Below are 25,204 nucleotides of genomic sequence, written 5' to 3' on the forward strand. Positions count from 1 at the left end.
CGCAGCCCGGATGAAATCCGGGAGCAATGTGCTCAGATATCGAAAATCATCAGCACCGCGAACATCAGCGCGGCCAGGCCGAGGGTGAACATCACACCGATACCCGCCGGCCGCCAGTTGGACAGAAACGCACCACCGGCCTCTGCATGCTGCTTGAGATCGGCTTCCATGAGGCTCTTGGCAAACATGATCATCGCCATCAACTGTGCAATGGCGAACGGCATGGCGGGCAACTCCTCCGGCAAGACGAAAGCCAGGACCAAGGTAACCACCAGAAGCAAGACGGAAATGCCCCAGACCATCGCCACTCGATCTGCCTTGCCGAGCAGTTGCAGGTTATGCGCCAGCAGCCAGGCGCCAGCCAGCGGCGTGCCGATGAAGGTCGCCAGGCCAACACCCGCGACGCTGTAGAGCGGCGACTGATTGGTGGTGGCCTGCTGCAGGTCGGCCTGCGGAGGCTGAAAGGGATTGCTCTGCTGTACGTCCATGTTCATGTAGCTCCTGATCAGTTCAAGGTGAAGGCATCGGCATCCAGGTGTGCGGGGAAGCGCTCGCGGTAGGCAGCCAGTGCCTCGCTCGACAGCCGGGCGCGGAACACACCATCACCATCGCCTGCCGCTAGCAGGGTCTCGCCCTGGAAATCCAGTACCTGAGAATCGCCAGTATATCCGTGGCCCTTGCCGTCCTCGCCGACGCGGTTCACAGCCGCGACATAGCACAGGTTCTCGATGGCTCGCGCTGGCAGCAGGCGGTTCCAGTGCTGGCGACGCGCCCCCGGCCAGTTGGCGGTATACAGCAGCAGATCGGTGCCACCCGCATCGCGACTCCAGACCGGGAAGCGCAGGTCGTAGCAGATCAGCGGGCGCACGCGCCAGCCCTTGAGCTCCAGCACGACCTGCTCGCTACCGGCGCGGTAATGCTTGTGCTCACTGGCCATGCGAAACAAGTGGCGCTTGTCGTAATGCGCCAGCGAGCCATCCGGACGCCCCCAGAGCAGGCGATTACGGTAGCTGCCGTCGGCCGCCTGGATGATCAGGCTGCCGCAGATCACCGCATCGATACGCTGCGCCTGCTCGCGCAGCCAGACGCTGCTGGGGCCATTCTCGGGCTCGGCCAGCTCGGCCGACTCCATGGAAAAACCTGTGCTGAACATCTCCGGCAGGATGACCAGATCAGCGCCACGCGCCTGCTCCAGCAATGCCTGAAAGTGTTCACGGTTGGCCGCCGGATCATGCCAGGCCAGGGTGGTCTGGATCAGAGCCAGTTCGAGATCGGGTTTGTCGCTCATCGGGGCACCTCGTTCGCCGTAGGGCGGGTGAAACCCGCCAACTCCTTACAGGCGGGTTACACCCGCCCTACCCTCACACCGCACAGAGTTTCTCGGCGGCCTGGCGCAGGGTTTCTTCACGCTTGGCGAAGCAGAAGCGCACCAGGCGCATATCCTCGGGCGCCGACTGGTAGAACACCGACACCGGGATCGCCGCCACACCGTGCTCACGCGTCAGCCACTCGGCCATGGCCACGTCGCCCAGATCGGGGCGAATGGCCGAATAGTCAGCCAACTGGAAATAGGTACCAGGAGCGCGAGTGAAGGTGAAGCGCGAGCCAGCCAGCAGATCGCAGAACAGGTCGCGCTTGGCCTGGTAAAAAGCCGGCAGTTCCTCGACATGCTCGGGGTGCGCGGCCATGAAGTCGGCCAGTGCGAACTGCAGCGGCGTCACGCCGCAGAAATTGACGTACTGGTGGATCTTGCGCAGTTCCGCGGTCAGTGCCGGCGGCGCCACCACGTAGCCAGTCTTCCAGCCAGTCACGTGATAAGTCTTGCCGAAGGAGCTGACCACGAAGGCGCGCTGATACAGCTCGTCGTGGGCCAGCACGCTGGCATGACGCTGGCAGTCATAGATCAGGTGCTCGTAGACCTCGTCGCTGATCACATGGATATCGCGACCACGAATCAGCTCCGCCAGCTTGTCCAGGTCGGCACGGGTCAGCAGCGCACCACTGGGGTTGTGCGGGGAGTTGAGGAAGATCAGCCGGGTGCGCGGGCTGATGGCATCACTCAGGCGCTGCCAGTCCACGGCGAAATCCGGCAATGCCAGCGGCACATGCACACAGCGCCCGCCGGCCAGCTCCACCGACGGCTCGTAGCTGTCGTAACAAGGGTCGAGGACGATGGCTTCATCACCCGGACGGATCAGCGCCTGTACCGCGCAAAAGATCGCCTCGGTGGCGCCGGGGGTGATGGTGATCTCGCTGTCGGCATCACGCTGCACGCCATAGCTGCGGGCGATCTTCGCCGCCACCTGCTGGCGCAGACTGGGCAACCCGGTCATCGGCGAATACTGGTTGCGCCCTTCCATGACGTGGCGCGCCACGGCTTCGCGCAACGCCTGCGGCCCATCGAAATCAGGGAAACCCTGGGACAGATTGATCGCGCCAGTCTCCAGAGCAAGCTGGGACATCCGCGTGAAGATGGTGGTGCCAACGTTGGGCAGTTTGCTGACGAGCATCGCGACTTCCTACGAAGAACTAGGCAAGCCGCGAGGATAGCCGAAGGGCGCCATAGGCGGCACCCGCAGTGCTTATGAAAAAGAGCTGGAAGCTTATGCCGTGCACGCCGAGCGATCCCCGGCGTGCACGCTTCTGCAGAGCTTACTTGCGCTTGTCCTTGCGCTTCTTCTCGGCCTTCTTGTGGTGGCTCATCAGACGGCGCTTCTTGTTCACCTGGCGATCGGTAAGCTTGTTCTTGTTGCCCTCGTAGGGGTTCTCGCCGCCCTTGTACTCGATGCGAATCGGCGTACCGACTAGTTTGAGCACACGGCGGAAGGTGTTTTCCAGGTAACGGCTATAGGCGCGCGGCACGGCGTCGACCTGGTTACCGTGGATCACGATCAGCGGCGGGTTGGCGCCACCTAAGTGGGCATAGCGCAGCTTGATGCGGCGACCGTTGACCAGGGGCGGCGCGTGGTCGCTGACGGCATCTTCGAGAATCTGCGTCAGGCGACTGGTCGGCCAGCGGGTGATGGCCGACTTGAACGAGGCCTGCACCGACTTGTACAGATGGCCGACGCCAGTGCCGTGCAAGGCTGAGATGAAGTGGATATCGGCGAAATCGACGAAGAACAGCCGACGCTCCAGCTCGGTCTTCACGTAGTCCTTCTGGCCCTGGTCCATGCCGTCCCACTTGTTCAGGGCGATGACCAGCGCGCGACCGCTTTCCAGCACGAAGCCGAGCAGGTTGAGGTCGTGGTCGACCACGCCTTCGCGGGCGTCCATGACGAACACCACGACGTTGGAGTCCTGGATGGCCTGTAGCGTCTTGACCACGGAGAACTTCTCCACGGCCTCGAAGATCTTGCCGCGGCGGCGCACACCAGCGGTGTCGATCAGCGTGTACTTCTCGTCGTCCCGCTCGAACGGGATGTAGATGCTGTCGCGGGTGGTGCCGGCCTGGTCATAGACGATAACCCGCTCTTCACCGAGCATGCGGTTGACCAGGGTCGACTTGCCAACGTTGGGGCGGCCGATGATGGCCAGCTTGATGCCGTCCTTCTCGCTCGGGCCGGGAATGCGCTTGGCTTCCTGGCCTTCCAGCACCTCTTCCTCTTCGGCGCCCTCTTCCAGCTCGCCGGCGTCCTTGGGGAAGGCACCGAGCACCACTTCGAGCATCTGGGTGATGCCACGGCCATGGGCACCGGCAATCGCCAGCGGCTCGCCGAGGCCCATGGGGCTGAACTCGGCGCGGGCCAGGTCGACGTCGAGGTTGTCGACCTTGTTCACCACCAGGAAGCTCTGCTTGTTACGACGGCGCAGGTGCTCGCCGATCATCTGGTCGGAGGCGGTCATGCCGGCGCGCGCGTCCACTAGGAACAGCACGGCATCGGCCTCTTCAATGGCCTGTAGCGACTGCTCGGCCATCTTCGCGTCGATGCCTTCTTCGTCACCGGAAATACCCCCGGTGTCGATCACGATGTAGGTGCGCCCCTGCCACTTCGCCTCGCCATACTGGCGGTCGCGGGTCAGACCGGACAGGTCGCCGACGATGGCGTCGCGGCTGCGGGTCAGGCGGTTGAAGAGTGTGGACTTGCCGACGTTCGGCCGGCCCACCAGGGCAATTACGGGAACCATCAGGCTCTCCACTTGAGTTAATTCAGAAAATGCAAAGGCCGCTGCACGGGCAGCGGCCGGAATCTGTTGCGCTGCTGCATCCAAGACTCAGGTCTGGATGCAGCATAGTCGGTTCATTTGATGGTCAGTGCCACCAACTTGCCGCTGTTGCCGTAGACGTACAGCCAATCCCCGACCACCAACGGCTGGGCACGCAGGCCATCGCTGTCGATGCGGGTACGACCGACGAAACGACCATCGACCTGGCTCAGCAGATGCAGATAGCCTTCCACATCGCCCACGGCCACGTAACTGGAGAACACCTGCGGTGCCGACAGCTGACGACGCGCCAGGGAGTCGTTGCTCCACAGAGCCGAAGCGCTACGCTCGTCGATACCTTCGACGGTGCCACTGGCATGGCTGACGTATACGTTACCGAAACCCTGAGCGACGCCTACCGAACTGGATGCCTCGCGTTGCCACAGCACACGACCAGACTCCAGATCCATGGCAGCGACACGGCCCTGATAGCTCACTGCGTAGACGGTGCCACCGGACAACAGCAAGCCGCCATCGATATCCACCACGCGCTCCAGTTCGGAACGACCTTGTGGTACGGCAACGCGCTGCTCCCAAACCGGCAGGCCGCGCTGGGCGTCGACCGCGACCACCTTGCCGCTGGACAGGCCAGCGACCACCAGACGGTTGGTCACCAGCGGAGCGCCAGTGCCGCGCAGGGTCAGTACGGCCGGGGTGTTCTCGACGATCCAGCGCTGGCTACCGGTGCTGGCATCGAAGGCGATCAGGCGATCGTCCTGGGTCTGCACCACGACGATATCGCCATTGGTCGCTGGTGCAGCCAGCACTTCGCTGGTCACGCGCGAGCGCCACTGTTCTTCACCGTCGCTGGAGTCGAGCGCGATCACTTCGCCCTTGAGCGTACCTACCAGTACCTGGCCGTAGCCCACGCCAATGGCGCCGGAAACCGGGATGTCGAGCTTCTTGCGCCAGATGACCTTACCGCTGGTGCGGTCCATGGCCATCACCAGGCCTTCGACGTCGGCGGCGTAGATCACCTCGCCATCGATGGCCGGTACCAGCATGTTGAAGGTTTCACCCTGACCATCACCGACAGAACGGCTCCATTCGGTACGCAACTCGACTTCTTCGTCGAATTTGGTCAGTTCGGCGGGCGGCAGTTCCTTCTTGCTATTGCTGCTGCAACCCACGGCCAGAACGGCCAGAGCCAGCAGTGCGGCATTCTTCCAACGCATCACGTCACGCATCCCCTTTTGCCAGGTCGTCCAGCTTCATCTGCAGACCGCCAACAGCGGCGTCTTCGGCCAGCGCATCCTTGGCCTTCTGATAGGCGGCGTGCGCGTCATCGCTGCGACCCAGCTGTACCAGCAGGTCGCCCTTGAGTTCTTCACGGCTGGCGAGGAAAGCTTCCTCGACCTTGGCATCGAGCAGTTTCAACGCATCATCAGCCTTGTTCTGCGCGGCCAGCACACGGGCCAGGCGCTGACGTGCCAGCTCACTGAGCGTGGCGTCGGCAGGCTTGTCGAGCACGCGCTGTAGCGCTGCAGCGGCATCGTCGAGGCGGTCCGCCTCGACGGCGACCTTGGCGACGAAAAGGCTGCCGTACTGGGCGTAGTGGCTACCGCCAAACTCGCTGTCGAGCTTGCCGGCCAGTTCGGCAACCTTCGCGGCGTCTGGCTTGCCGGCCGGGTCCAGTGCGGTTTCCAGCAGTTGCTGGTAGATCACCGAGGCGCTCTGCGCCTGATTGACCTGATACTTCTGCCAGCCCTGCCAGCCGAATACGGCTACCAGCGCCAGTACGCCGCCGGCCAACAAAGGCTTGCCGTTGCGATCCCACCAATCCTTGAGTTGCGCGATCTGTTCGTCTTCGGTCTGCATGTCTAACCCCGTACTCCTAATCGAGAGCCTGCTCAGGCCTGCTGGCAGGCAGCCAGATGCTCAGCCAGAGCATCCCAGGCAACGCTTTGTTGTTCACTGTCGTCGCGCAGCGGCTTGCAACCTACCACGCGCCCTGCCAATTCGTCGTCCCCCAGAATCAGCGCATAGCGTGCACCGCTCTTGTCGGCTTTCTTGAACTGGCTCTTGAAGCTGCCGCCACCGCTATTGAGCAGCAGACGCAGACCCGGCAACTCGTCGCGCAGACGCTCGGTCAGCGTCAGCGCCGCCAGCTCCGCCGCCTCGCCAAAGGCGCAGACGTAGACATCGGCAGCGCGATTGAGCTCGGCCGGCAACAGGTCCAGGGTTTCCAGCAGCAGCACCAGGCGCTCGACCCCCATGGCGAAGCCGACACCCGGCGTGGCTTTGCCACCCAGTTGTGCCACCAGGCCGTCGTAGCGACCACCGGCGCATACCGTGCCTTGAGCACCAAGCTTGTCGGTGACCCACTCGAACACGGTGCGGTTGTAGTAATCCAGACCGCGCACCAGTTTGTGGTTGATCTGATAGCGAATGCCAGCTGCATCCAGACGCGCCTTGACGCCCTCGAAATGCAGACGCGACTCCTCGTCGAGGTAGTCGCCCAAGGTCGGCGCACCGACCAGCACGGCCTGGGTCGCCTCGTTCTTGCTATCGAGAATGCGCAGCGGATTGGTGGTCAGACGACGCTGGCTGTCCTCGTCGAGCTGGTCGAAGCGCTCCTGCAGGTAGGCCACCAGGGCGTCGCGATACGCAGCGCGCGCCTCGCTGGAACCCAGGCTGTTGAGCTGCAGGGTCACGGCATCGGCCAGGCCGAGTTTCTTCCACAGACGCCAGGTAAGCACGATCAGCTCGGCATCGACGTCAGGCCCCGGCAGGTTGAAGGCTTCCACACCCACCTGATGGAACTGGCGATAACGGCCTTTCTGCGGCTTCTCGTAGCGGAACATGGGGCCGGCGTACCACAACTTCTGCACCTGGCCGCCACCGGACAAACCATGCTCGAGCACGGCACGCACGCAACCGGCGGTGCCTTCGGGGCGCAGGGTCAGGGATTCTTCGTTGCGGTCGAGGAAGGTGTACATCTCCTTGTCGACCACGTCGGTGCCCTCGCCGATGCCCCGGGCGAACAGCTCGGTGTACTCGACGATGGGCAAGCGGATTTCCTTGTAGCCGTAGCCGTCGAGCAGGCTGACCAAGGTGCTTTCCAGGTAACGCCAGGCAGGCGTCTGCTCCGGCAGAATATCGTTCATGCCACGGATGGCTTGCAGGGACTTGCTCAATTGTATTCCTTACGCACGGATCAGCCGCGCACGATCACGGCGGCATCAGCGGCGACCTTTTCGGCTGCCTTGTCGCGAATGAGCTTTTCCAGCTCGTCCACCAGGTTTTCGTTGGTCAGCTTCGAGGCCGGTTTGCCATCGATATAGACCAGATTGTTCGGGCTGCCGCCAGTGAGACCGATATGCGCCTCCTTGGCTTCGCCAGGGCCATTGACCACGCAGCCGATCACGGCCACGTCCAGCGGCACCAGCAGGTCCTCGACGCGGGCTTCCAGCTCGTTCATGGTCTTGACCACATCGAAGTTCTGCCGCGAGCAGCTCGGGCAGGCGATGAAGTTGATGCCACGCGAACGCAGACGCAAAGACTTGAGAATGTCGAAGCCAACCTTGATCTCTTCCACCGGGTCGGCGGCCAGCGAGATGCGGATGGTATCGCCAATCCCCTCGGCCAGCAGCATGCCCAGGCCGACTGCGGACTTCACGGTACCGGAGCGCAGGCCGCCGGCTTCAGTAATGCCCAGGTGCAGCGGTTGCTCGATCTGCTTGGCCAGCAGGCGATAGGCCTCGACGGCCATGAACACGTCGGAGGCCTTCACGCTGACCTTGAAATCGGGGAAGTTAAGGCGATCCAGGTGCTCGACATGGCGCAGCGCGGATTCCACCAGCGCCGCGGGAGTCGGCTCGCCGTACTTCTTCTGCAGATCCTTCTCCAGGGAACCGGCGTTGACGCCGATGCGGATCGGAATGCCCTTGTCACGAGCAGCCTCGACCACCGCCTTGACGCGATCCTCGCGGCCGATATTGCCGGGGTTGATGCGCAGGCAGTCGACACCCAGCTCTGCCACACGCAGAGCGATCTGGTAGTCGAAATGGATGTCAGCCACCAGTGGTACGCGCACCTGCTGTTTGATGCGGCCAAAGGCCTCGGCGGCTTCCATATCCGGCACGGAAACACGCACGATATCGGCGCCGGCATTTTCCAGGCGCTGGATCTGCGCCACGGTAGCAGCCACATCGTTGGTGTCGGTGTTGGTCATGCTCTGCACCGCGATCGGCGCATCGCCGCCCACCGGTACCGAGCCAACCCAGATCTTGCGCGACAGTCGGCGCTTGATCGGCGATTCGCAATGCATGCTTTACAACCCCAGTTTCAGGCGCGCGGTTTCGCCAGTCATGTGCGGCGCAACGTCAACGCTTTCGCCGTTGTAGGCCACCTGGGCACCACGGGCAAAACCCAGACGCAGTTCCAGCGGTGCCTTGCCAGCAAGTTCGATACGTTCACCGCTGCGTTTGAGTGCGCTTAGCAGGACCTTGCCATCAGCATCGGTAACCTGAGTCCAGCAATCGGCGGTGAACTGCACGTTGAGCACACCCTGCCCAGCAGAGGCGGCTACAGGCGTTGCAGGTTCGGCTGCAGGTGCAGCCGGAGCAGGAGCAGCCGGTGTATTCGATACAGGCGCAGCAGGAGCCTCTTGCACGCTTTCAGCGGTGCCGGTTTCGGCAGCAGGCTGTTCTGCGGTGCTGACAGCTTCTGGTGCTTCACCTGGCTCGACCGGCAGCAGCAGCGGGCTGCTCTGCTCGTTGCCCTGAGCGGCGATCACCGCCTGGTCTTCCGGCTCGGCAAGCGAGTGCACCTGAGTGGTACCGTCGGCGCCTTCCACCTCCACATGCTCGAGCCCCAGATCAGCCAAGCTGGCCACCGGGCGGCCCTGATCCTGCCACCAGAGAAAACCTGCACCGATCAACGCCAGCAACAACAGGAAGCTGACCAGACGCAGGATGCTCTGCGAATAGCGCACGGGCTCTTCGATACGTCCCAAGGCATGCACACTGCTACCAGAGGCATCTGTCCCGGTGAACTGATCGAACTCCATCACCAGTCGGTTCTGGTCCATTTCGAGAAGCTTGGCATAGGCGCGAATGTAACCACGGGCGAAGGTGGTACCCGGCAGCTTGTCGAAAGCACCGGCCTCGATCTGGGCAAGACGTTGAGGAGTCAGGTTGAGCTGAGTCGCCACCTCGGCGACGCTCCACCCTTTGATCTCCCGGGCCTGACGCAGACTTTCACCCGGATTGGTCGGCATCGGCTGAGTCACTTCGCTATGTGCCGCGTTCATTGTTGCCCCGAAACAAATTGCTGATATTCCTGAGAGGCCGGATACAGGCGACGCAACTGCAGGCCCAGACTGGCGGCCTTGTCACGATCCTCGAATACGTCGGCCAAACGTGCGCCGAGCAGCAGGCTGCGCGCATTCTGTGGTGCCATTTCGCTGTAGCTGTCGTAGTAACGACGCGCTGGCACGTACTCCTTGTCCTCATAGGACAGCACGGCCATTTCCAGCAATGCGCGTGGCTGACGACTACTCAGGCGCAAGGCGCGCTGGAAGTACTCTTTGGCCTGCTCACGCTGACCGAGCTGCAGAGCGGTCATGCCCAGATTCTCGAAAACCCGGGAACGCTCTGGATAGAGGTTGTCCTCTGCAGCTTTGAGATAGGTGCTCATGGCCTCCTGATAACGCTTCTGCTCAAACAGGAAACCACCATAGTTGTTTAGCAGACGGGCGTCCTTCGGGCGCTGGGACAGCGCTTTGCGAAAATGCTCATCGGCCAGCTTTGGCTCCATTTCCAGCTGGAAGGCCATAGCTAGCGCGGCATGCGCGTCTGCATTCGACGAATCGAGATCAAGTGCATTCTTCAGCGGCACCTTGGCGCGCTGCGTGTCGCCCTGCTGGATATAGGCAAGACCCAACTGAACATAGGCATCGCGTGCTTCGTCACGCCCCTTGGCCGTACGCATGGGGTCAATATTGCCCGTGGTGACGCAACCAGCGAGCAGACTGACAACGAGCAACAACAGCGCTGGGCGCAGGGTCATAGGCATCCTCTCTTCAATTTCGATTGGCGGCAGCATGAGGCTCTTGCGCCTCGTTGCCCAGCTGGCGCACGGCGATGTAACGCTCGCTGCGCCGAGTACGGTCCATGACCTGGCCAACCAACTGGCCGCAAGCCGCATCGATATCGTCACCGCGGGTAGTACGTACCGTGACGTTATGGCCGGCCTTGTGCAACAGGTCCTGGAAGCGGCGAATGGCGTTATTGCTCGGCCGCTCGTACCCCGAGAAGGGGAAGGGATTAAACGGAATCAGGTTGATCTTGCAAGGTACATCGGCCAGAAGTGCGACCATCTGCTCAGCGTGCGCGGGCTGATCGTTGACACCTTTGAGCAGGGTGTACTCGATGGTCAGCACACGTTTCTCGCCAAGTTTGGAGATATAGCGCTTACAGGCGGCCAGAAGCATTTCCAGCGGGTACTTCTTGTTGATAGGCACCAGCTGATTGCGCAGCTCGTCGTTGGGTGCGTGCAACGACAGGGCCAGGGACACGTCGATGACCTCGGCCAGCTTGTCGATCATCGGCACCACGCCGGAGGTGGACAGGGTTACCTTGCGCTTGGAAATGCCGTAGCCAAGGTCGTCCATCATGATCTGCATGGCAGAGACGACGTTATCGAAGTTCAGCAGCGGCTCGCCCATGCCCATCATCACCACGTTGGTAATGGCGCGATCGACCTTCGCGGGAACGGTGCCAAAGGACTTGTTGGCGATCCACACCTGGCCGATGATCTCGGCGCTGGTCAGGTCGCTGTTGAAGCCTTGCTTGCCGGTGGAGCAGAAGCTGCAATCCAGGGCGCAACCAGCCTGCGACGACACACACAGCGTGCCACGGCCGTTCTGCGGGATGTACACGGTTTCCACGCAGCTACCCGACGCCACGCGCACCACCCACTTGCGCGTGCCATCGGCAGAAATGTTTTCGCTGACCACTTCCGGGCCGCGAATCTCGGCAGAGGCCTCGAGCTTCTCGCGCAAGGCCTTGCCGACATTGGTCATGGCGGCGAAATCATCGACGCCAAAGTGATGAATCCACTTCATTACCTGGCCGGCACGGAAGCGCTTCTCGCCGATGGACTCGAAGAACTGTTCCATTTCCGGCTGGGTCAGGCCCAGCAGGTTGATCTTGCCGGTGGTATTGGTCATGGCTTCACCCTCGCATCATTCGCCAATCAGCGAATGCGCGCGCACAGCTCGGTAGCGGAGAAGAAGTAAGCGATCTCGCGAGCAGCAGAGGCTTCGGAATCCGAACCGTGAACAGCATTTTCGTCGATGGAAACGGCGAAGTCAGCACGGATGGTGCCGGCAGCCGCTTCTTTCGGGTTGGTGGCACCCATCAGCTCGCGGTTTTTCAGAACGGCGTCTTCACCTTCCAGAACCTGAACGATGACCGGACCGGAGGTCATGAAGGCAACCAGATCCTTGAAGAAGCCACGCTCGCTGTGCTCAGCGTAGAAACCAGCGGCTTCGCGCTCGGACAGTTGCACCATCTTCGAAGCAACAACGCGCAGGCCGGCTTTTTCGAAACGGGTGGTGATCTCACCGATGACGTTCTTGGCAACGGCGTCAGGCTTGATGATGGAGAAAGTACGTTGAACAGCCATGTGAAGCTCCAGAAACTTTAGGGTTAAAGCGAAAAATTAAACCCGCGAATTATACGCGGGTTCCGGTTAAAAGCGTAGGGCGAGCGCCGTAAGCGCCTGTTTCAATCGAGTTCTTCGATCCAGGCGGCCTGTATCGCCTCCAGTACCTTCTCTCCCCCACGCTGCGGGTCATCGGAGAACTCCGGCAACTCCACGACCCAGCGATGCAGATCGACAAAGTTGACGTAGCGCGGATCGACATCCGGCTTCTGCTCGCTCAACTCGATGGCGATGTCCAGTACATCGACCCATTTCAGACTCATGATGATGCTTCCTGGATTAATGCGGCGCTTCAGCCGCGTGATTCAGCGAATACTTGGGAATCTCGACGGTGAGATCTTCCTCGCCGACGATGGCCTGACAGGCCAGGCGCGACTGAGCCTCAAGCCCCCAGGCCTTGTCCAGATAGTCCTCTTCCAGCTCGTCGGCCTCGTTCAGCGAGTCGAAACCTTCACGTACGATGCAGTGACAAGTGGTGCAGGCACAGACACCGCCGCAGGCGCTTTCCATCTCGATATGGTGCTCGTGCGCCAACTCAAGAATGGAAATGCCAGGCTCGGCCTCGACCACCAGGCCATCCGGGCAGAATCGCTCGTGAGGCAGAAAAATTACCTGCGGCATCAATTATTCCTCGATCTCATTCAGATTACGCCCGGCCAGCGCAGCTTTTACCGTCGAATCCAGGCGGCGGGCCGCGAACGCATCGGTTACCTGGGACAGACGCTTGGTCTGCCGCTCGATGGCCAGACCATCATTGCTCGCAAGCAGGTCGCGCAACGCCTGCACCTCCAGCTCGATGACCTGGCGCTCCTCGGCATCCAGCAAGCGCTCGCCATCGGCCTGCAGCGCTGCTTCGACCGCCTCGATCAGACGCTGACCATCGACCTGCTGCTCACGCAGCGCGCGCGCAGCCTTGTCACCTCCAGCGTTCTGGAAGGAGTCCTGCAGCATGCGTGCAATCTCGCCATCGGTCAGACCGTAAGATGGCTTGACCTGAATGCTCGACTCGATGCCGGAGCTCAGCTCACGCGCCGCGACACTGAGCAGACCGTCCGCATCGACCTGGAAGGTCACGCGGATCTTCGCAGCCCCCGCCACCATCGGTGGAATGCCGCGCAACTCGAAACGCGCCAGGGAGCGGCAATCGGCGATCAGCTCACGCTCGCCCTGCAGCACGTGAATCATCATGGCCGTCTGGCCATCCTTGTAAGTGGTGAACTCCTGCGCACGCGCCACAGGGATGGTGGTATTACGCGGAATCACCTTCTCCATCAGCCCGCCCATGGTTTCCAGGCCGAGCGACAGGGGTATCACGTCCAGCAGGAGCAACTCCTCACCATCGTCACGCTGATTGCCGGCCAGGGCATCGGCCTGGATCGCAGCACCAATGGCCACCACCTGATCCGGATCGATATTGGTCAGCGGCGCACGACCGAACAGCTCGCCGACGGCCTCACGCACACACGGCACGCGGGTGGAGCCACCGACCATGACTACCGCACCAACCTCTTCCAGCTCGACACCGGAATCACGCACGGCGCGACGACAGGCCTTGAGACTGCGCGCCACCATCGGTTCGATCAGCGCCTCGAACTGCGCGCGCGACAACGAACCACGCCACTCACCATGGCTCAGCTCGACACTATCGGCATCCGTCAGCCCTTCTTTGGCCACACAGGCAGTCTGCAGCAGGCTGCGCTGGGTCGCCGGGTCGAGATCACTGGAAATACCGGCTTGCTGGATGATCCAGTCGGCCACAGCATGATCGAAGTCGTCACCACCCAACGCGCTGTCGCCACCGGTAGCCAGTACCTCGAACACACCACCGGTCAGGCGCAGGATGGAAATGTCGAAAGTGCCGCCACCCAGGTCATAAATGGCGACTACGCCCTCTGCTTTCTGATCCAGGCCATAGGCGACTGCAGCAGCAGTGGGCTCGTTGAGCAGACGCAGAACCGTAAGACCGGCCAGGCGCGCAGCATCCTTGGTGGCCTGACGCTGAGCGTCATCGAAATAAGCTGGAACGGTAATCACCGCACCGACCAACTCACCGCCCAAGGTCTGTTCAGCACGCAAGCGCAGGGTCTTGAGAATTTCCGCCGAGACTTCGACCGGGCTCTTCGCCCCCTGCACGGTCTCGATGAAGGGCATGTGCGACTCGCCCGCCGCGAAGCGGTAAGGCATCTGCTCGCCGAGCTGATGTACGTCGGCGATACCGCGCCCCATCAGGCGCTTGACCGACAGCACGGTATTGAGCGGATCGCTGGCGGCCGCCAGCTTGGCCGACTCGCCGACCTCGATGCTTGCTGCGTGGTAGCGCACGGCAGACGGCAGGATGACCTTGCCATCATCGTCAGCCAAGGGCTCAGCCAGGCCGCTGCGCACAGCGGCAACCAGCGAGTTGGTGGTACCCAGGTCAATACCCACTGCCAGACGACGCTGGTGCGGTTGCGGGCTCTGCCCGGGCTCGGCGATCTGCAATAAGGCCATGGTCTTCTTGAAGTCATCAGGCAGGCTGCCGTGGCAACCTACAGGTTAATCGTCGAGGCGCTCTTCTAACTGGCGCACTTCATGGGAGAGCTTGTCGAGGAACTGCATGCGGCGCATCAGGCGCTCGGCCTCTTCACGGCGAGCTTCGTCATCCCAGCAAGCAGCGAAGCGGTCGTTGAGCTGCTCCTGCGCTGTTTTCAGACGACGCTTGAAAGCGGCGACACCGGCCAGATCGGCATCGTCCTGCAGTTCTTCCAGCTCTTCTCGCAGCTGCATCTGCTGCAGAAGGAAATCCGGATCCTGCACCGTCACTTCCAAGGGCAGCTCGGGGCCACGCATCGCAAGCAGGTAGCGCGCACGCTGAGACGGCGTTTTCAGAACCTGATACGCCTCGTTGAGGCAGGCCGAGCGCTCAAGCGCTATGCGCTGCTCACTCTCACCGGCATCGGCGAAACGATCCGGATGAACCTGACGCGCCAGCTCACGGTAGCGGACAGCCAGCTGCTCCAGATCGAGGCGAAAGCCCGGCTGCAGGTCGAACAGGGCGAAGTGACACGGATTACCCACGAGAATGCCTCAAACGTTGAAGCTTTCGCCGCAACCGCATTCGCCGCGCACGTTGGGGTTGATGAACTTGAAGCCCTCGTTGAGGCCTTCCTTGACGAAGTCCAATTCAGTGCCATCGAGATAGACCAGGCTCTTGGGATCGATGATCACCTTGACGCCATGGCTCTCGAATACCTGATCCTCTGCCGCCAGCTCATCGACGAACTCGAGCACGTAGGCCAGGCCGGAGCAACCGGTAGTGCGCACACCCAGGCGAATACCCTCACCCTTGCCGCGCCCTTCAAGAGAGCGTTGCACGTGGCGGGCAGCTGCTTCAGACATGGTGATGGCCATTACAAACCTCGTATCAGAGCAAGCCTTTCTTCTGCTTGTAGTCGCGCACAGCGGCCTTGATGGCATCTTCGGCGAGCACAGAGCAGTGAATCTTAACCGGCGGCAACGCCAGTTCTTCGGCGAGCTGGGTGTTCTTGATGCTTTCGGCCTCATCCAGGGTCTTGCCCTTCATCCACTCGGTAGCGAGGGAGCTGGAGGCGATAGCGGAACCGCAACCGTAGGTCTTGAACTTGGCGTCTTCGATAACGCCGCTCTCGTTGACCTTGATCTGCAGGCGCATCACGTCGCCACAGGCCGGTGCACCGACCATGCCGGTGCCGACATCCGGATCTTCGGCATTGAGTTTGCCGACGTTACGCGGATTTTCGTAGTGGTCGATGACCTTGTCACTGTAAGCCATGTTGTACTTCCTCTCTCATCAGGTGCCGCTCTTCAGGTCGGATCGCCCATCGAGCGATCCGCCTCGGCAGCTATCAGTGTGCTGCCCATTCCACGGAGGAAATGTCGACACCTTCTTTGAACATATCCCACAGGGGCGACAGTTCGCGCAGCTTGTCCACGGCCTCACGGACCTTGGCAGCGGCGTAGTCGACCTCTTCTTCGGTGGTGAAACGACCGAAGGTGAAGCGAATCGAGCTATGCGCCAGTTCATCGTTGCGGCCCAGAGCACGCAGCACGTAGGACGGCTCCAGGGAAGCCGAGGTGCATGCCGAACCGGACGATACGGCGAGATCCTTGAGCGCCATGATCAGCGACTCACCCTCGACGTAGTTGAAACTCAGGTTGAGGTTGTGCGGCACGCGAGCAGTCAGACTGCCATTCACGTACAGCTCTTCCATATCTTCCAGCTGGCGGTAGAAACGATCACGCAGAGCGGCGATACGCTGATTCTCTGCAGCCATTTCTTCCTTGGCGATGCGGAACGCTTCACCCATGCCGACGCACTGGTGAGTGGCCAGGGTACCCGAGCGCATACCGCGCTCGTGACCGCCACCGTGAGTCTGCGCTTCCAGACGTACGCGCGGCTTGCGGCGAACGTAAAGAGCACCGACGCCCTTGGGACCATAGGTCTTGTGCGCGGAGAAAGACATCAGGTCGACCTTCATCTTCTCCAGGTCGATTTCCACCTTGCCGGTGGACTGCGCCGCATCGACATGCAGCAGTACGCCGCGCGAACGAGTCAGCTCGCCGATGGCGGCGATGTCGTTGATGGTGCCGATTTCGTTGTTGACGTGCATGACCGACACCAGAACGGTGTCCTCACGCAGCGCCGCCTCGATCATGGCGGGAGTGATCAGGCCGTCTTCACCCGGTTCCAGGTACGTAACCTCAAAGCCTTCGCGCTCAAGCTGGCGGGTGGTATCCAACACCGCCTTGTGCTCGATCTTCGAGGTAATGATGTGCTTGCCCTTGCTGGTATAGAAGTGCGCAACACCCTTGATTGCCAGGTTATTGGACTCGGTTGCACCGCTGGTCCAGACGATCTCGCGTGGGTCGGCATTGACCAGCTCGGCGACCTGGCGACGTGAGTTCTCCACGGCTTCTTCGGCCTTCCAGCCGAAGACGTGGGAGCGCGAAGCCGGGTTGCCAAAGTTACCGTCGACCAGCAGGCATTCACTCATCTTCTGCGCAACACGCGGATCTACCGGCGTGGTGGCAGAATAATCGAGGTAAATGGGCAATTTCATTAGGTTTCTCCTATCAGGCAAACGCCCTGCTCACTCGATGGCAGACGCTTCAATCTTATCCAGGCGCGGCGTCCTGCCATTGCAGCGGCGCTGATCCTGGCGCAACGCGACCTCTTGAACCTCACGGCGCGCGACCAGATCGGCCAGGCTGATGCCACTGAGGAACTCATGAATCTGCTGACTGAGATCGCACCACAGGTGATGGGTCAGACAGGTGTCGCCAGAATGGCAATCGCCTTGCCCCTGGCAACGCGTGGCATCTACCGACTCGTTGACCGCATCGATCACCTGAGCCACCTGAATGCCGCGCATGTCACGCGAAAGCTGATAGCCGCCACCTGGCCCGCGAACACTGGAAACCAGACTGCCACGGCGCAGCTTGGCGAACAGTTGCTCGAGATAAGACAGGGAGATGCCCTGCCGCTCGGATATATCGGCCAGGGAAACGGGACCGTGCTGTGCGTGCAGCGCCAGATCCAGCATGGCGGTAACGGCGTAACGGCCTTTGGTGGTCAGTCGCATGGCTCTACCACGAATCACTGAATTGCGGCGAAGTATGCAATTTCCGAGTATTTAAGTCAACTATAAGACCGATTGATTTACTCAGGATTGACCGCAAAAAGAGGCGGCATGATAGCAAATGCTGCCTCTGCGCGCATCAGGCGGCAGGCTTGTCGCCCTGCCCCTTGCACACCTCGGCGAAGTCTTCATCGCGCAATGCAGGCAGGGCCTTGGCGCGGTAGCCGCAATCCATCGAGGCCAGTGCCTTGCTGACATCCTCGAGCCGACCATCTACAGCATGCAGATGATCGAGCAGTTGGCCGATGGCACGCGCCACCGGGTCGGGCATATCCTGACCGACGCCGTAGGCATCGAAACCGATCTTCTCGGCCATGGCCTGGCGCTTGGCCTCCTGCTCGTCGTCGGACTTGACGATGATCTTGCCAGGAATGCCCACCGCAGTCGCACCCGCCGGCACAGCCTTGGTCACCACCGCATTGGAGCCGATCTTGGCACCCGCACCGACAGTGAACGGCCCCAGCACCTTGGCCCCGGCACCGACCACCACACCGTCCTCCAGAGTGGGATGGCGCTTGCCCTTGTTCCAGCTGGTACCACCCAGCGTCACCCCTTGATAGAGCGTGACGTCATTGCCGATCTCGGCGGTCTCGCCAATCACGATACCCATGCCGTGATCAATGAAGAAGCGACGCCCGATCTTCGCCCCCGGATGAATCTCGATACCGGTCATCCAGCGCCCGAAATTGGACACCACGCGCGCCAGCCACTTCCAGCCCGAACGCCACAGCGCATGCGCCACACGATGCAACCACACGGCGTGCAGCCCCGGATAGCAGGTCACCACCTCGAAGGCATTACGCGCTGCCGGATCACGGTGAAAAACGCCCTGGATATCTTCTCGAATGCGTTCAAACATCAGACTTCCCCTGCTTGTGAGGCTCTCCACGCACGGCCTTCTCTGTCTCGGTAAGGATGCCGCGCAGGATATTCATCTCCAACTTGCTCACCGCACTGCGCCCATAAAGCCGACGCAGGCGAGTCATCAGGTGCCGCGGCTTCTGCGGATCGAGAAACCCGATCATCACCAGCACGCGCCGCAAATGACCGTAGAAAGACTCCAGCTCATCCGCCGTCGCCGCTTGGGAGTTGAGCATGGCCGTAGCCTCCAGCTTCTCTACCTTGGTCGGCAGATTCTGCGCCGTGAGCCACGCCATACGAACTTCATAGGCCAGCACCTGCACCGCCGCCGCCAGATTCAGCGAACTGAACTCGGGATTGGACGGGATATGCACGTGATATTGACATCGCTGCAGCTCCTCATTGGTCAAGCCGGCGTACTCACGCCCGAACACCAACGCCACTTCGCCGCCAGCAGCGGCCTGCTCGCAACTGGTCACGCCGCACTCGCGCGGATCCAGCAGCGGCCAGGGAATACGCCGATCGCGAGCACTGGTGCCGATCACCAGACTGCAACCGACCAGCGCCTCTTCAAGACTACCGACAACCTGTGCAGCATCCAGCACATCGGTCGCGCCGGATGCGCGCGCCACAGCGTCGCCACTGGGAAAATCCTCTGGCTCGACCAGCACCAGACGCGACAGACCCATGTTTTTCATCGCCCGCGCCGCGCCGCCGATATTGCCCGGATGACTGGTGCCCACCAAAACCACGCGAATATTGTCCAGCAACGCAGACACTCTCAGAAATCTTCAGGGGGCAACGATCTTACCCAAGCCCTTCGATTAATGCCATGCAGCGTACAGACGGCGCTTCATCGGCAACGGTTTTCTGCTAACATGGCCGGCTTTCTTTAACGCCCCAGGTGAACCTCCCATGCAGCCCATGCTGAATATCGCCCTGCGCGCCGCTCGCAGCGCCGGTGAAATGATCTTTCGCTCCATCGAGCGCCTGGATGTCATCTCGGTAGACGAGAAGGATGCCAATGATTACGTCACCGAGGTCGACAAGGCCGCCGAGTTGATGATCGTCCAGGCCATTCGCAAGGCCTACCCGACCCACAGTTTCCTGGGTGAAGAAGGCGGCGTGCTGGAAGGCAGTGGCGACGGCGCCGACTACCAGTGGATCATCGACCCGCTGGACGGCACCACCAACTTCATCCGCGGTGTTCCGCACTTCGCCATCAGCATCGCCTGCAAATATCGCGGCCGCCTTGAGCACGCTATCGTTCTCGACCCGGTACGCCAGGAAGAATTCACCGCCAGCCGCGGCCGTGGCGCCGCCCTCAACGGTCGCCGCCTGCGCGTGAGCAACCGCAAGAGCCTGGACGGCGCACTACTGGGCACCGGCTTCCCATTCCGCAACGAGCAGTTGGACAACCTCGAGAACTACCTGGGCATGTTCCGCAGCCTGGTCGGCCAGACCGCCGGCGTACGCCGTGCCGGTGCCGCCAGCCTGGATCTGGCTTATGTCGCAGCCGGCCGCTACGACGCCTTCTGGGAGTTTGGCCTGTCCGAGTGGGACATGGCAGCCGGCGCCCTGCTGATTCAGGAAGCAGGCGGCCTGGTCAGCGACTTCACTGGTGGCCACGAATTCCTTGAGAAAGGCCAGATCGTTGCCGGTAACACCAAATGCTTCAAGGCCGTGCTGACCGCAATCCAGCCACATCTGGCACCCTCGATGAAGCGCTGAGTTCCAATCGAGCAATAAAAAAACGCCCCGAGGGGCGTTTTTTATTGCTTTGTATTCTTACTGAGCCTGCTGCACCAGCACCAGCTCACCTTGCTTGTTGACCGGAATACGGCTGCCCGGATCACGATCCATGCGCACGGTACCGACCTTCTCGCCCAGCTGATATTTCACGTCATAGCCCACCAGCTTCTCGCTGGTGTCGGTCACGGTATTGCAGCGGGTTTCGGTGGTGGTATAGGTATCTCGCTGCTGCATACCTTCCTGAATCTTGTTGCCGGCGTAACCGCCGCCGACCGCACCAGCCACCGTGGCAATCTTCTTGCCAGTACCGCCGCCGACCTGATTACCCAGCAGACCACCAGCAATGGCGCCGATAGCAGTGCCAGCGATCTGGTGCTGGTCCTGCACAGGACGTTGACGGGTGACAGCCACGTCCTTGCACACTTCCCGCGGCGTTTTCACGGTTTCATTGATCGGGGTTACGGCCAGCACCTCGGCATAGTCCGGGCCACGATCGACCAGACTGTAGGTGGCGACGGCCCCACCAGCGGTCACACCCACAGCACCCAGTACGGCACCTACCAACATTGATTTATTCATTTTTGTGTCTCCTAGGCTCGGCGACTCGCGCCCTTCTCCCTGCCTAGGACAGCAAAAAGCCGCGACAAGTTCGACTTGCCGCGGCTTTCACTGACTTTCATGAAGCGCGTCACAACATCATGGACGACCGTCGTCTGCCTCGGCCTCGGCCACCGGAGGAATCAGGTCCTCCACGCTGAGCTTCAGCCATACCAGCACCGTGGCGCCGATGTAGACCGACGAGTAGGTCCCCACCACCACACCAACCAACAGGGTCAGCGCGAAGGCCGCCAGTACGTCACCGCCGAAGAACAGCAGTGCCAACAAGGCCAGCGCAGTGGACAGCGAGGTAGCGATGGTACGCAGAAGGGTCTGAGTGATCGAAACGTCGATGTTCTCGATCAGCGAGGTCTTGCGCAGCACACGGAAGTTCTCACGAATCCGGTCATAGATGATGATGGTGTCGTTGAGCGAGTAACCGATCATCGCCAGCACCGCCGCCAGCACCGTCAGGTCGAATGGAATCTGGAAGAACGCCAGCACACCCAGGGTGATCACCACGTCGTGCACCAGCGACGCGATCGCACCGACACCGAACTTCCACTGAAAGCGAAAAGCCAGGTAGAGCATGATCCCGCCCAGCGCCAGGAGCATGGCGATACCGCCCTGGTCACGCAGTTCCTCACCCACCTGCGGGCCGACGAACTCGACGCGCTTGACCTCGAAGCGCGCTGCCTCGTCGACCTTGCGCAGTGCAGCCGCGACCTCATTACCCAGATCAGGGGAATCGCCAGCCAGACGCACCAGCACATCGGTACTGGCGCCAAAGCTCTGCACCACAGCATCGGCATAGCCTGCCTGGCCCAACTCGGTCTTGATCAGATCGAGATTGGCCGATTGCTCATACTGCAGCTCGATCAGGGTACCACCGGTGAAATCCAGGCCGAAATTCAACCCCTTGGTGAACAACGCGCCGAGACCGATCAGCGTCAGCACGACCGTAATGGAGAAGGCGATATTGCGGATCGCCATGAAACGAATGGTTGACTTGATCATGGCTGCACCTCAGATCCACAGCTTCTTGAAGTTACGGCCACCGAAGATCAGGTTGACCAGACCACGGGTGAACATGATGGCGGTGAACATCGACGTCATGATGCCCAGCGACAGTGTTACCGCGAAGCCCTTCACCGGACCGGTCCCCATGGCGAACAGGATGCCGCCGACCAACAAGGTGGTCAGGTTACTGTCCAGAATCGCCGAATAGGCACGATCGAAGCCCTCGTGCAAGGCACGCTGCACCGGCAGTCCATTGGCCAGTTCCTCGCGTATCCGCGAGAAAATCAGTACGTTGGCGTCAACCGCCATCCCCAGGGTCAACACGATACCGGCGATACCCGGCAGGGTCAGGGTCGCCCCAATTGCAGACATCAGGCCGACCAGCAGCACCAGGTTGAACGCCAGGGCAACGGTCGCCAGCACACCGAAGAAGCGATAGATGGCGATGATGAAGATAGCCACGAAGATCATCGCCCACTCGGTGGAAGCAATACCCTTGGCAATGTTCTCGGCACCCAGGCTCGGACCAATGGTGCGCTCTTCAGCGAAGTACATCGGTGCCGCCAGACCACCCGCGCGCAGCAGCAGTGCCAGCTCGGACGATTCGCCCTGGCCGTTCAGACCGGTGATGCGGAACTGGCTGCCCAGTGCCGACTGGATGGTCGCCAGACTGATGATCTTCTTCTCTTCCAAGAAGGAAGAAACGGCAACTTCCTGCTCGACGCCATCGATAGTCTGACGTACGTAGCGGGTGACCGGCTTCTGCTCGATGAAGATCACCGCCATGCTGCGGCCGACGTTGTTACGCGTGGCGCGGTTCATCAGATCGCCGCCGTGACCGTCGAGGCGAATGTTCACCTGCGGACGACCGTTCTCGTCGAAACTGGCCTGAGCGTCGGTAACCTGGTCACCGGTGATGATCAGCTCACGCTCCAGTTGTACCGGCGGACGACCTTCCTCACGGAAGCCGAAGGACTCGGTGGCGCCACGCGGCGCATCGAGGTCGGCCTGCAGACGGAACTCCAGGTTGGCGGTCTTGCCGAGAATACGCTTGGCCTCGGCAGTGTCCTGCACCCCCGGCAGCTCCACCACGATGCGGTTGGCGCCCTGGCGCTGCACCAGCGGCTCGGCCACGCCCAGTTCGTTGACGCGGTTACGTACAGTGGTGAGGTTCTGGCGAATGGAGTACTCACGAATCTCGGCGATCTTCGCCTGAGTCAGGCCCAGTTGCAGAACCTGCTGGCCGCTGCGCTCGACGGTGGTCAGTTCGAAATCGCTGTAATCCTTGCGGATCAGGCGCTGCGCCTTGTCCAGCGCATCGCTGTCGGCGAAGCCGAGCTGAATCCGGCCATTGCTTTCCGGCATGCTGCGGTAGCGAATACGCTCCTTGCGCAGCAGGCTTTTGATCTCACCTTCATAGACCTTGCGGCGCACATCCAGCGCCTTGTCCATGTCGACTTCCAGCAGGAAGTGCACACCACCAGACAGGTCCAGGCCAAGCTTCATCGGGCTCGCACCCAGACTACGCAGCCAGTCGGGGGTGGTTTGCGCCAAGTTCAGCGCCACGACGTAATCATCGCCCAGCGCACGACGGACAATGTCCTTGGCTGGCAGCTGGTCATCCTGCCTGGTCAGACGAATCAGACCGCCACGGCCACGCTCGTCGATGCTGGCAGCCTTGACGGCAATACCGGCATCCTGCAGCGCCTTGCTGGCACGGTCGACATCCGTCTGCTCGATGCTCAGCGCCGAGCTGGCGCCACTGATCTGTACGGCAGGATCGTCTGGATAAAGGTTGGGAATGGAGTACACCAGGCCGATTGCCAGAACGGACAAAATCAGCAGGTACTTCCACAGAGGGTATTTATTGAGCATGAACGAGCCGCCCGCTTATGACGCGGGGCGCTAAAAGCGCCCCGTCGAATGGAAACTAAGAACCGAATCAGATGGCTTTCAGCGTGCCCTTGGGCAGGGTGGCAGCGATGGCCTGCTTCTGGAATTTCAGCTCGACAGTGTCAGACACCTCAATCACCACGAAATCGTCGGCAACCTTGGACACCTTGCCAGCGATACCGCCGCTGGTGACCACTTCGTCACCCTTCTGCAGGCTGCCGAGAAGATTCTTGTGTTCCTTGGCGCGCTTGGCCTGCGGACGCCAGATCATCAGATAGAAGATGACCAGAAAGCCGATCAGGAAAACCCACTCGAAACCGCTGCCGGCAGGGCCAGCAGCCGCGGTGTCAGCGTAAGCGGCAGGGATGAAAAAGCTCATGTAACACTCCTAATGGAAAAGATCTTGAATCGTTCGGGAATCAGTCAAGCGGCGGCACAGGCAGGCCGCGATTGGCATAGAAGGTTTCGACGAAGGCGGCCAATGTACCCTGTCCGATAGCCTCGCGCAAACCAGCCATAACCCGCTGATAATGCCGCAAGTTATGGATGGTATTGAGCATGCTACCGAGCATTTCGCCGCACTTGTCCAGATGATGCAGATAAGCGCGCGAGAAATGTTTACAGGTGTAACAGTCGCAGGTCGGGTCCAGCGGCGAGTCATCGTGTTTGTGCACGGCGTTGCGAATCTTCACCACGCCGGTATCGACGAACAGGTGGCCGTTGCGCGCGTTACGGGTCGGCATCACGCAGTCGAACATGTCCACGCCGCGGCGCACGCCCTCGACCAGGTCTTCCGGCTTGCCCACACCCATCAGGTAGCGCGGCTTGTCGGCCGGCATGTGCGGCGGCAGGAAATCCAGCACACGGATCATCTCTTCCTTCGGCTCGCCGACCGACAGCCCGCCAATGGCCAGGCCGTCGAAGCCGATTTCGCAAAGCCCTTCGAGCGAGCGCATGCGCAGCTCTTCATGCATGCCACCCTGGACGATACCGAACAGCGCTGCGCTACTCTCACCGTGCGCGGTCTTCGAGCGCTTGGCCCAACGCAGCGACAGCTCCATGGAACGCTTGGCCACGTCGAACTCGGCCGGGTATGGCGTGCACTCGTCGAAGATCATCACGATGTCCGAGCCCAGGTCGCGCTGCACCTGCATCGACTCTTCCGGCCCCATGAAGACCTTGGCGCCATCGACCGGGGAGGCGAAGTACACGCCCTCCTCCTTGATCTTGCGCATCGCGCCCAGGCTGAACACCTGGAAGCCGCCGGAGTCGGTGAGGATCGGCCCCTGCCACTGCATGAAGTCATGCAGGTCGCCATGTTTCTTGATCACCTCCATGCCCGGGCGCAACCACAGGTGGAAGGTATTGCCGAGAATGATCTGCGCGCCAATATCCTCGATATCGCGCGGCAGCATGCCCTTGACCGTGCCATAGGTGCCCACCGGCATGAAGGCCGGGGTCTCGACCACGCCACGCGGGAAGGTCAGGCGACCCCTGCGGGCTTTGCCGTCAGTGGCCAGCAACTCGAAGGACATGCGACAGGTGCG

The 25,204-nt window shown here is 61.3% G+C and carries 28 protein-coding genes; 1 reads left to right on the forward strand and 27 read right to left on the reverse strand.

The features are described 5' to 3' along the window. Nucleotides 1-32: 32 nt before the first annotated feature. From JWV26_RS04255 to trmJ, 22 genes are all read right to left on the reverse strand, one after another. A complete protein-coding gene (locus JWV26_RS04255) occupies nt 33-494 on the reverse strand; it encodes a hypothetical protein (RefSeq protein ID WP_241201274.1) in 462 nt (153 codons plus the stop codon). Between the two features lie 11 nt (nt 495-505). Further along, nucleotides 506-1,288 (reverse strand): amidohydrolase, encoded by a 783-nt coding sequence (locus JWV26_RS04260; protein WP_079782982.1) that lies wholly within the window; start codon nt 1,286-1,288, stop codon nt 506-508. A 73-nt stretch (nt 1,289-1,361) separates the two neighbouring features. Beyond that, nucleotides 1,362-2,510: a pyridoxal phosphate-dependent aminotransferase gene (locus tag JWV26_RS04265; protein WP_072426056.1), complete on the reverse strand. Its 1,149-nt coding sequence runs from the start codon at nt 2,508-2,510 to the stop codon at nt 1,362-1,364. A gap of 142 nt (nt 2,511-2,652) precedes the next feature. Then, on the reverse strand, nt 2,653-4,128 hold the full coding sequence (der, locus tag JWV26_RS04270; RefSeq protein ID WP_072426057.1) for a ribosome biogenesis GTPase Der: 1,476 nt from the start codon (nt 4,126-4,128) through the stop codon (nt 2,653-2,655). 113 nt (nt 4,129-4,241) lie between these two features. Next, complete coding sequence (gene bamB / locus JWV26_RS04275) at nt 4,242-5,393, reverse strand: outer membrane protein assembly factor BamB (RefSeq protein ID WP_072426058.1); 1,152 nt, start codon at nt 5,391-5,393, stop codon at nt 4,242-4,244. Continuing rightward, entirely contained in the window at nt 5,386-6,024 is a 639-nt protein-coding gene (locus JWV26_RS04280) for a tetratricopeptide repeat protein (protein ID WP_079782981.1), read from the reverse strand. Before JWV26_RS04280 ends, bamB begins: the two co-directional genes overlap by 8 nt. A 32-nt stretch (nt 6,025-6,056) precedes the next feature. After that, entirely contained in the window at nt 6,057-7,343 is a 1,287-nt protein-coding gene (gene hisS, locus JWV26_RS04285; protein ID WP_072426060.1) for a histidine--tRNA ligase, read from the reverse strand. A gap of 20 nt (nt 7,344-7,363) precedes the next feature. After that, nucleotides 7,364-8,476 carry a flavodoxin-dependent (E)-4-hydroxy-3-methylbut-2-enyl-diphosphate synthase gene (ispG, locus tag JWV26_RS04290; protein WP_074917888.1) on the reverse strand — a complete coding sequence of 371 codons (1,113 nt, stop codon included), beginning with the start codon at nt 8,474-8,476 and terminating at the stop codon, nt 7,364-7,366. Between the two features lie 3 nt (nt 8,477-8,479). Further along, the gene (locus tag JWV26_RS04295) at nt 8,480-9,460 is read right to left on the reverse strand and encodes a RodZ domain-containing protein (RefSeq protein ID WP_074917886.1); all 981 of its coding nucleotides are present in this window, start codon (nt 9,458-9,460) and stop codon (nt 8,480-8,482) included. Next, nucleotides 9,457-10,218, reverse strand: coding sequence for a type IV pilus biogenesis/stability protein PilW (gene pilW, locus JWV26_RS04300; RefSeq protein ID WP_206418474.1), 762 nt, complete (start codon nt 10,216-10,218; stop codon nt 9,457-9,459). The genes JWV26_RS04295 and pilW overlap by 4 nt, the downstream gene beginning before the upstream one ends. 13 nt (nt 10,219-10,231) lie before the next feature. Beyond that, nucleotides 10,232-11,380, reverse strand: a complete 1,149-nt coding sequence (gene rlmN, locus JWV26_RS04305) for a dual-specificity RNA methyltransferase RlmN (protein ID WP_072426063.1) — start codon at nt 11,378-11,380, stop codon at nt 10,232-10,234. Between the two features lie 26 nt (nt 11,381-11,406). Further along, nucleotides 11,407-11,838, reverse strand: a complete 432-nt coding sequence (ndk, locus tag JWV26_RS04310) for a nucleoside-diphosphate kinase (protein ID WP_072426064.1) — start codon at nt 11,836-11,838, stop codon at nt 11,407-11,409. Between the two features lie 101 nt (nt 11,839-11,939). After that, the gene (gene iscX / locus JWV26_RS04315; RefSeq protein WP_017675178.1) at nt 11,940-12,140 is read right to left on the reverse strand and encodes a Fe-S cluster assembly protein IscX; all 201 of its coding nucleotides are present in this window, start codon (nt 12,138-12,140) and stop codon (nt 11,940-11,942) included. A 16-nt stretch (nt 12,141-12,156) separates the two neighbouring features. After that, nucleotides 12,157-12,498, reverse strand: coding sequence for an ISC system 2Fe-2S type ferredoxin (fdx, locus tag JWV26_RS04320; protein ID WP_003459694.1), 342 nt, complete (start codon nt 12,496-12,498; stop codon nt 12,157-12,159). Nucleotides 12,499-12,501: 3 nt separating this feature from the next. Continuing rightward, nucleotides 12,502-14,367, reverse strand: coding sequence for a Fe-S protein assembly chaperone HscA (gene hscA / locus JWV26_RS04325; protein ID WP_206418475.1), 1,866 nt, complete (start codon nt 14,365-14,367; stop codon nt 12,502-12,504). Between the two features lie 45 nt (nt 14,368-14,412). Then, the gene (hscB, locus tag JWV26_RS04330; protein WP_206418476.1) at nt 14,413-14,934 is read right to left on the reverse strand and encodes a co-chaperone HscB; all 522 of its coding nucleotides are present in this window, start codon (nt 14,932-14,934) and stop codon (nt 14,413-14,415) included. Nucleotides 14,935-14,943: 9 nt separating this feature from the next. Then, complete coding sequence (gene iscA, locus JWV26_RS04335; RefSeq protein ID WP_017675181.1) at nt 14,944-15,267, reverse strand: iron-sulfur cluster assembly protein IscA; 324 nt, start codon at nt 15,265-15,267, stop codon at nt 14,944-14,946. 13 nt (nt 15,268-15,280) lie between these two features. Further along, on the reverse strand, nt 15,281-15,667 hold the full coding sequence (gene iscU / locus JWV26_RS04340; protein WP_003246233.1) for a Fe-S cluster assembly scaffold IscU: 387 nt from the start codon (nt 15,665-15,667) through the stop codon (nt 15,281-15,283). Between the two features lie 73 nt (nt 15,668-15,740). Beyond that, entirely contained in the window at nt 15,741-16,955 is a 1,215-nt protein-coding gene (locus JWV26_RS04345; protein WP_072426067.1) for an IscS subfamily cysteine desulfurase, read from the reverse strand. 30 nt (nt 16,956-16,985) lie between these two features. Further along, nucleotides 16,986-17,477: a Fe-S cluster assembly transcriptional regulator IscR gene (gene iscR, locus JWV26_RS04350; RefSeq protein WP_037001944.1), complete on the reverse strand. Its 492-nt coding sequence runs from the start codon at nt 17,475-17,477 to the stop codon at nt 16,986-16,988. A gap of 136 nt (nt 17,478-17,613) precedes the next feature. Then, entirely contained in the window at nt 17,614-18,393 is a 780-nt protein-coding gene (gene cysE, locus JWV26_RS04355) for a serine O-acetyltransferase (RefSeq protein WP_072426068.1), read from the reverse strand. After that, nucleotides 18,386-19,174 (reverse strand): tRNA (cytosine(32)/uridine(32)-2'-O)-methyltransferase TrmJ, encoded by a 789-nt coding sequence (gene trmJ, locus JWV26_RS04360; protein WP_074917878.1) that lies wholly within the window; start codon nt 19,172-19,174, stop codon nt 18,386-18,388. The genes cysE and trmJ overlap by 8 nt, the downstream gene beginning before the upstream one ends. A 136-nt stretch (nt 19,175-19,310) precedes the next feature. Here trmJ and suhB point away from each other — a divergent pair, with 136 nt between their 5' ends. Beyond that, nucleotides 19,311-20,126: a type III secretion system regulator SuhB gene (gene suhB, locus JWV26_RS04365; protein WP_072426070.1), complete on the forward strand. Its 816-nt coding sequence runs from the start codon at nt 19,311-19,313 to the stop codon at nt 20,124-20,126. A 57-nt stretch (nt 20,127-20,183) separates the two neighbouring features. Here suhB and JWV26_RS04370 read toward each other — a convergent pair whose 3' ends face one another. The 5 genes from JWV26_RS04370 to tgt all read right to left on the reverse strand — a co-directional run bounded on the left by JWV26_RS04370 (nt 20,184) and on the right by tgt (nt 25,192). After that, a complete protein-coding gene (locus tag JWV26_RS04370) occupies nt 20,184-20,726 on the reverse strand; it encodes a glycine zipper 2TM domain-containing protein (protein WP_026088404.1) in 543 nt (180 codons plus the stop codon). A 117-nt stretch (nt 20,727-20,843) separates the two neighbouring features. Then, nucleotides 20,844-21,761, reverse strand: coding sequence for a protein translocase subunit SecF (secF, locus tag JWV26_RS04375; RefSeq protein ID WP_072426071.1), 918 nt, complete (start codon nt 21,759-21,761; stop codon nt 20,844-20,846). Between the two features lie 9 nt (nt 21,762-21,770). Next, nucleotides 21,771-23,639 carry a protein translocase subunit SecD gene (gene secD / locus JWV26_RS04380; RefSeq protein WP_206418477.1) on the reverse strand — a complete coding sequence of 623 codons (1,869 nt, stop codon included), beginning with the start codon at nt 23,637-23,639 and terminating at the stop codon, nt 21,771-21,773. Between the two features lie 67 nt (nt 23,640-23,706). Continuing rightward, nucleotides 23,707-24,036: a preprotein translocase subunit YajC gene (gene yajC / locus JWV26_RS04385; RefSeq protein ID WP_017675190.1), complete on the reverse strand. Its 330-nt coding sequence runs from the start codon at nt 24,034-24,036 to the stop codon at nt 23,707-23,709. Between the two features lie 40 nt (nt 24,037-24,076). Next, a complete protein-coding gene (gene tgt / locus JWV26_RS04390) occupies nt 24,077-25,192 on the reverse strand; it encodes a tRNA guanosine(34) transglycosylase Tgt (RefSeq protein WP_093053461.1) in 1,116 nt (371 codons plus the stop codon). Between the last annotated feature and the right edge of the window lie 12 nt (nt 25,193-25,204).

Source organism: Ectopseudomonas toyotomiensis (genome assembly GCF_017167985.1).
Classification (GTDB): Bacteria; Pseudomonadota; Gammaproteobacteria; order Pseudomonadales; family Pseudomonadaceae; genus Aquipseudomonas; species Aquipseudomonas toyotomiensis.

What these genes read in the sequence shown, in the direction of transcription:
- JWV26_RS04255 (WP_241201274.1), bottom strand. Translation starts at nt 494, where the DNA reads ATGAACATGGACGTACAGCAGAGCAATCCCTTTCAGCCTCCGCAGGCC.
- JWV26_RS04260 (WP_079782982.1), bottom strand. Translation starts at nt 1,288, where the DNA reads ATGAGCGACAAACCCGATCTCGAACTGGCTCTGATCCAGACCACCCTG.
- JWV26_RS04265 (WP_072426056.1), bottom strand. Translation starts at nt 2,510, where the DNA reads ATGCTCGTCAGCAAACTGCCCAACGTTGGCACCACCATCTTCACGCGG.
- der (WP_072426057.1), bottom strand. Translation starts at nt 4,128, where the DNA reads ATGGTTCCCGTAATTGCCCTGGTGGGCCGGCCGAACGTCGGCAAGTCC.
- bamB (WP_072426058.1), bottom strand. Translation starts at nt 5,393, where the DNA reads ATGCGTGACGTGATGCGTTGGAAGAATGCCGCACTGCTGGCTCTGGCC.
- JWV26_RS04280 (WP_079782981.1), bottom strand. Translation starts at nt 6,024, where the DNA reads ATGCAGACCGAAGACGAACAGATCGCGCAACTCAAGGATTGGTGGGAT.
- ispG (WP_074917888.1), bottom strand. Translation starts at nt 8,476, where the DNA reads ATGCATTGCGAATCGCCGATCAAGCGCCGACTGTCGCGCAAGATCTGG.
- JWV26_RS04295 (WP_074917886.1), bottom strand. Translation starts at nt 9,460, where the DNA reads ATGAACGCGGCACATAGCGAAGTGACTCAGCCGATGCCGACCAATCCG.
- pilW (WP_206418474.1), bottom strand. Translation starts at nt 10,218, where the DNA reads ATGACCCTGCGCCCAGCGCTGTTGTTGCTCGTTGTCAGTCTGCTCGCT.
- rlmN (WP_072426063.1), bottom strand. Translation starts at nt 11,380, where the DNA reads ATGACCAATACCACCGGCAAGATCAACCTGCTGGGCCTGACCCAGCCG.
- ndk (WP_072426064.1), bottom strand. Translation starts at nt 11,838, where the DNA reads ATGGCTGTTCAACGTACTTTCTCCATCATCAAGCCTGACGCCGTTGCC.
- iscX (WP_017675178.1), bottom strand. Translation starts at nt 12,140, where the DNA reads ATGAGTCTGAAATGGGTCGATGTACTGGACATCGCCATCGAGTTGAGC.
- fdx (WP_003459694.1), bottom strand. Translation starts at nt 12,498, where the DNA reads ATGCCGCAGGTAATTTTTCTGCCTCACGAGCGATTCTGCCCGGATGGC.
- hscA (WP_206418475.1), bottom strand. Translation starts at nt 14,367, where the DNA reads ATGGCCTTATTGCAGATCGCCGAGCCCGGGCAGAGCCCGCAACCGCAC.
- iscA (WP_017675181.1), bottom strand. Translation starts at nt 15,267, where the DNA reads ATGGCCATCACCATGTCTGAAGCAGCTGCCCGCCACGTGCAACGCTCT.
- iscU (WP_003246233.1), bottom strand. Translation starts at nt 15,667, where the DNA reads ATGGCTTACAGTGACAAGGTCATCGACCACTACGAAAATCCGCGTAAC.
- JWV26_RS04345 (WP_072426067.1), bottom strand. Translation starts at nt 16,955, where the DNA reads ATGAAATTGCCCATTTACCTCGATTATTCTGCCACCACGCCGGTAGAT.
- iscR (WP_037001944.1), bottom strand. Translation starts at nt 17,477, where the DNA reads ATGCGACTGACCACCAAAGGCCGTTACGCCGTTACCGCCATGCTGGAT.
- cysE (WP_072426068.1), bottom strand. Translation starts at nt 18,393, where the DNA reads ATGTTTGAACGCATTCGAGAAGATATCCAGGGCGTTTTTCACCGTGAT.
- suhB (WP_072426070.1), top strand. Translation starts at nt 19,311, where the DNA reads ATGCAGCCCATGCTGAATATCGCCCTGCGCGCCGCTCGCAGCGCCGGT.
- JWV26_RS04370 (WP_026088404.1), bottom strand. Translation starts at nt 20,726, where the DNA reads ATGAATAAATCAATGTTGGTAGGTGCCGTACTGGGTGCTGTGGGTGTG.
- secF (WP_072426071.1), bottom strand. Translation starts at nt 21,761, where the DNA reads ATGATCAAGTCAACCATTCGTTTCATGGCGATCCGCAATATCGCCTTC.
- secD (WP_206418477.1), bottom strand. Translation starts at nt 23,639, where the DNA reads ATGCTCAATAAATACCCTCTGTGGAAGTACCTGCTGATTTTGTCCGTT.
- yajC (WP_017675190.1), bottom strand. Translation starts at nt 24,036, where the DNA reads ATGAGCTTTTTCATCCCTGCCGCTTACGCTGACACCGCGGCTGCTGGC.
- tgt (WP_093053461.1), bottom strand. Translation starts at nt 25,192, where the DNA reads ATGTCCTTCGAGTTGCTGGCCACTGACGGCAAAGCCCGCAGGGGTCGC.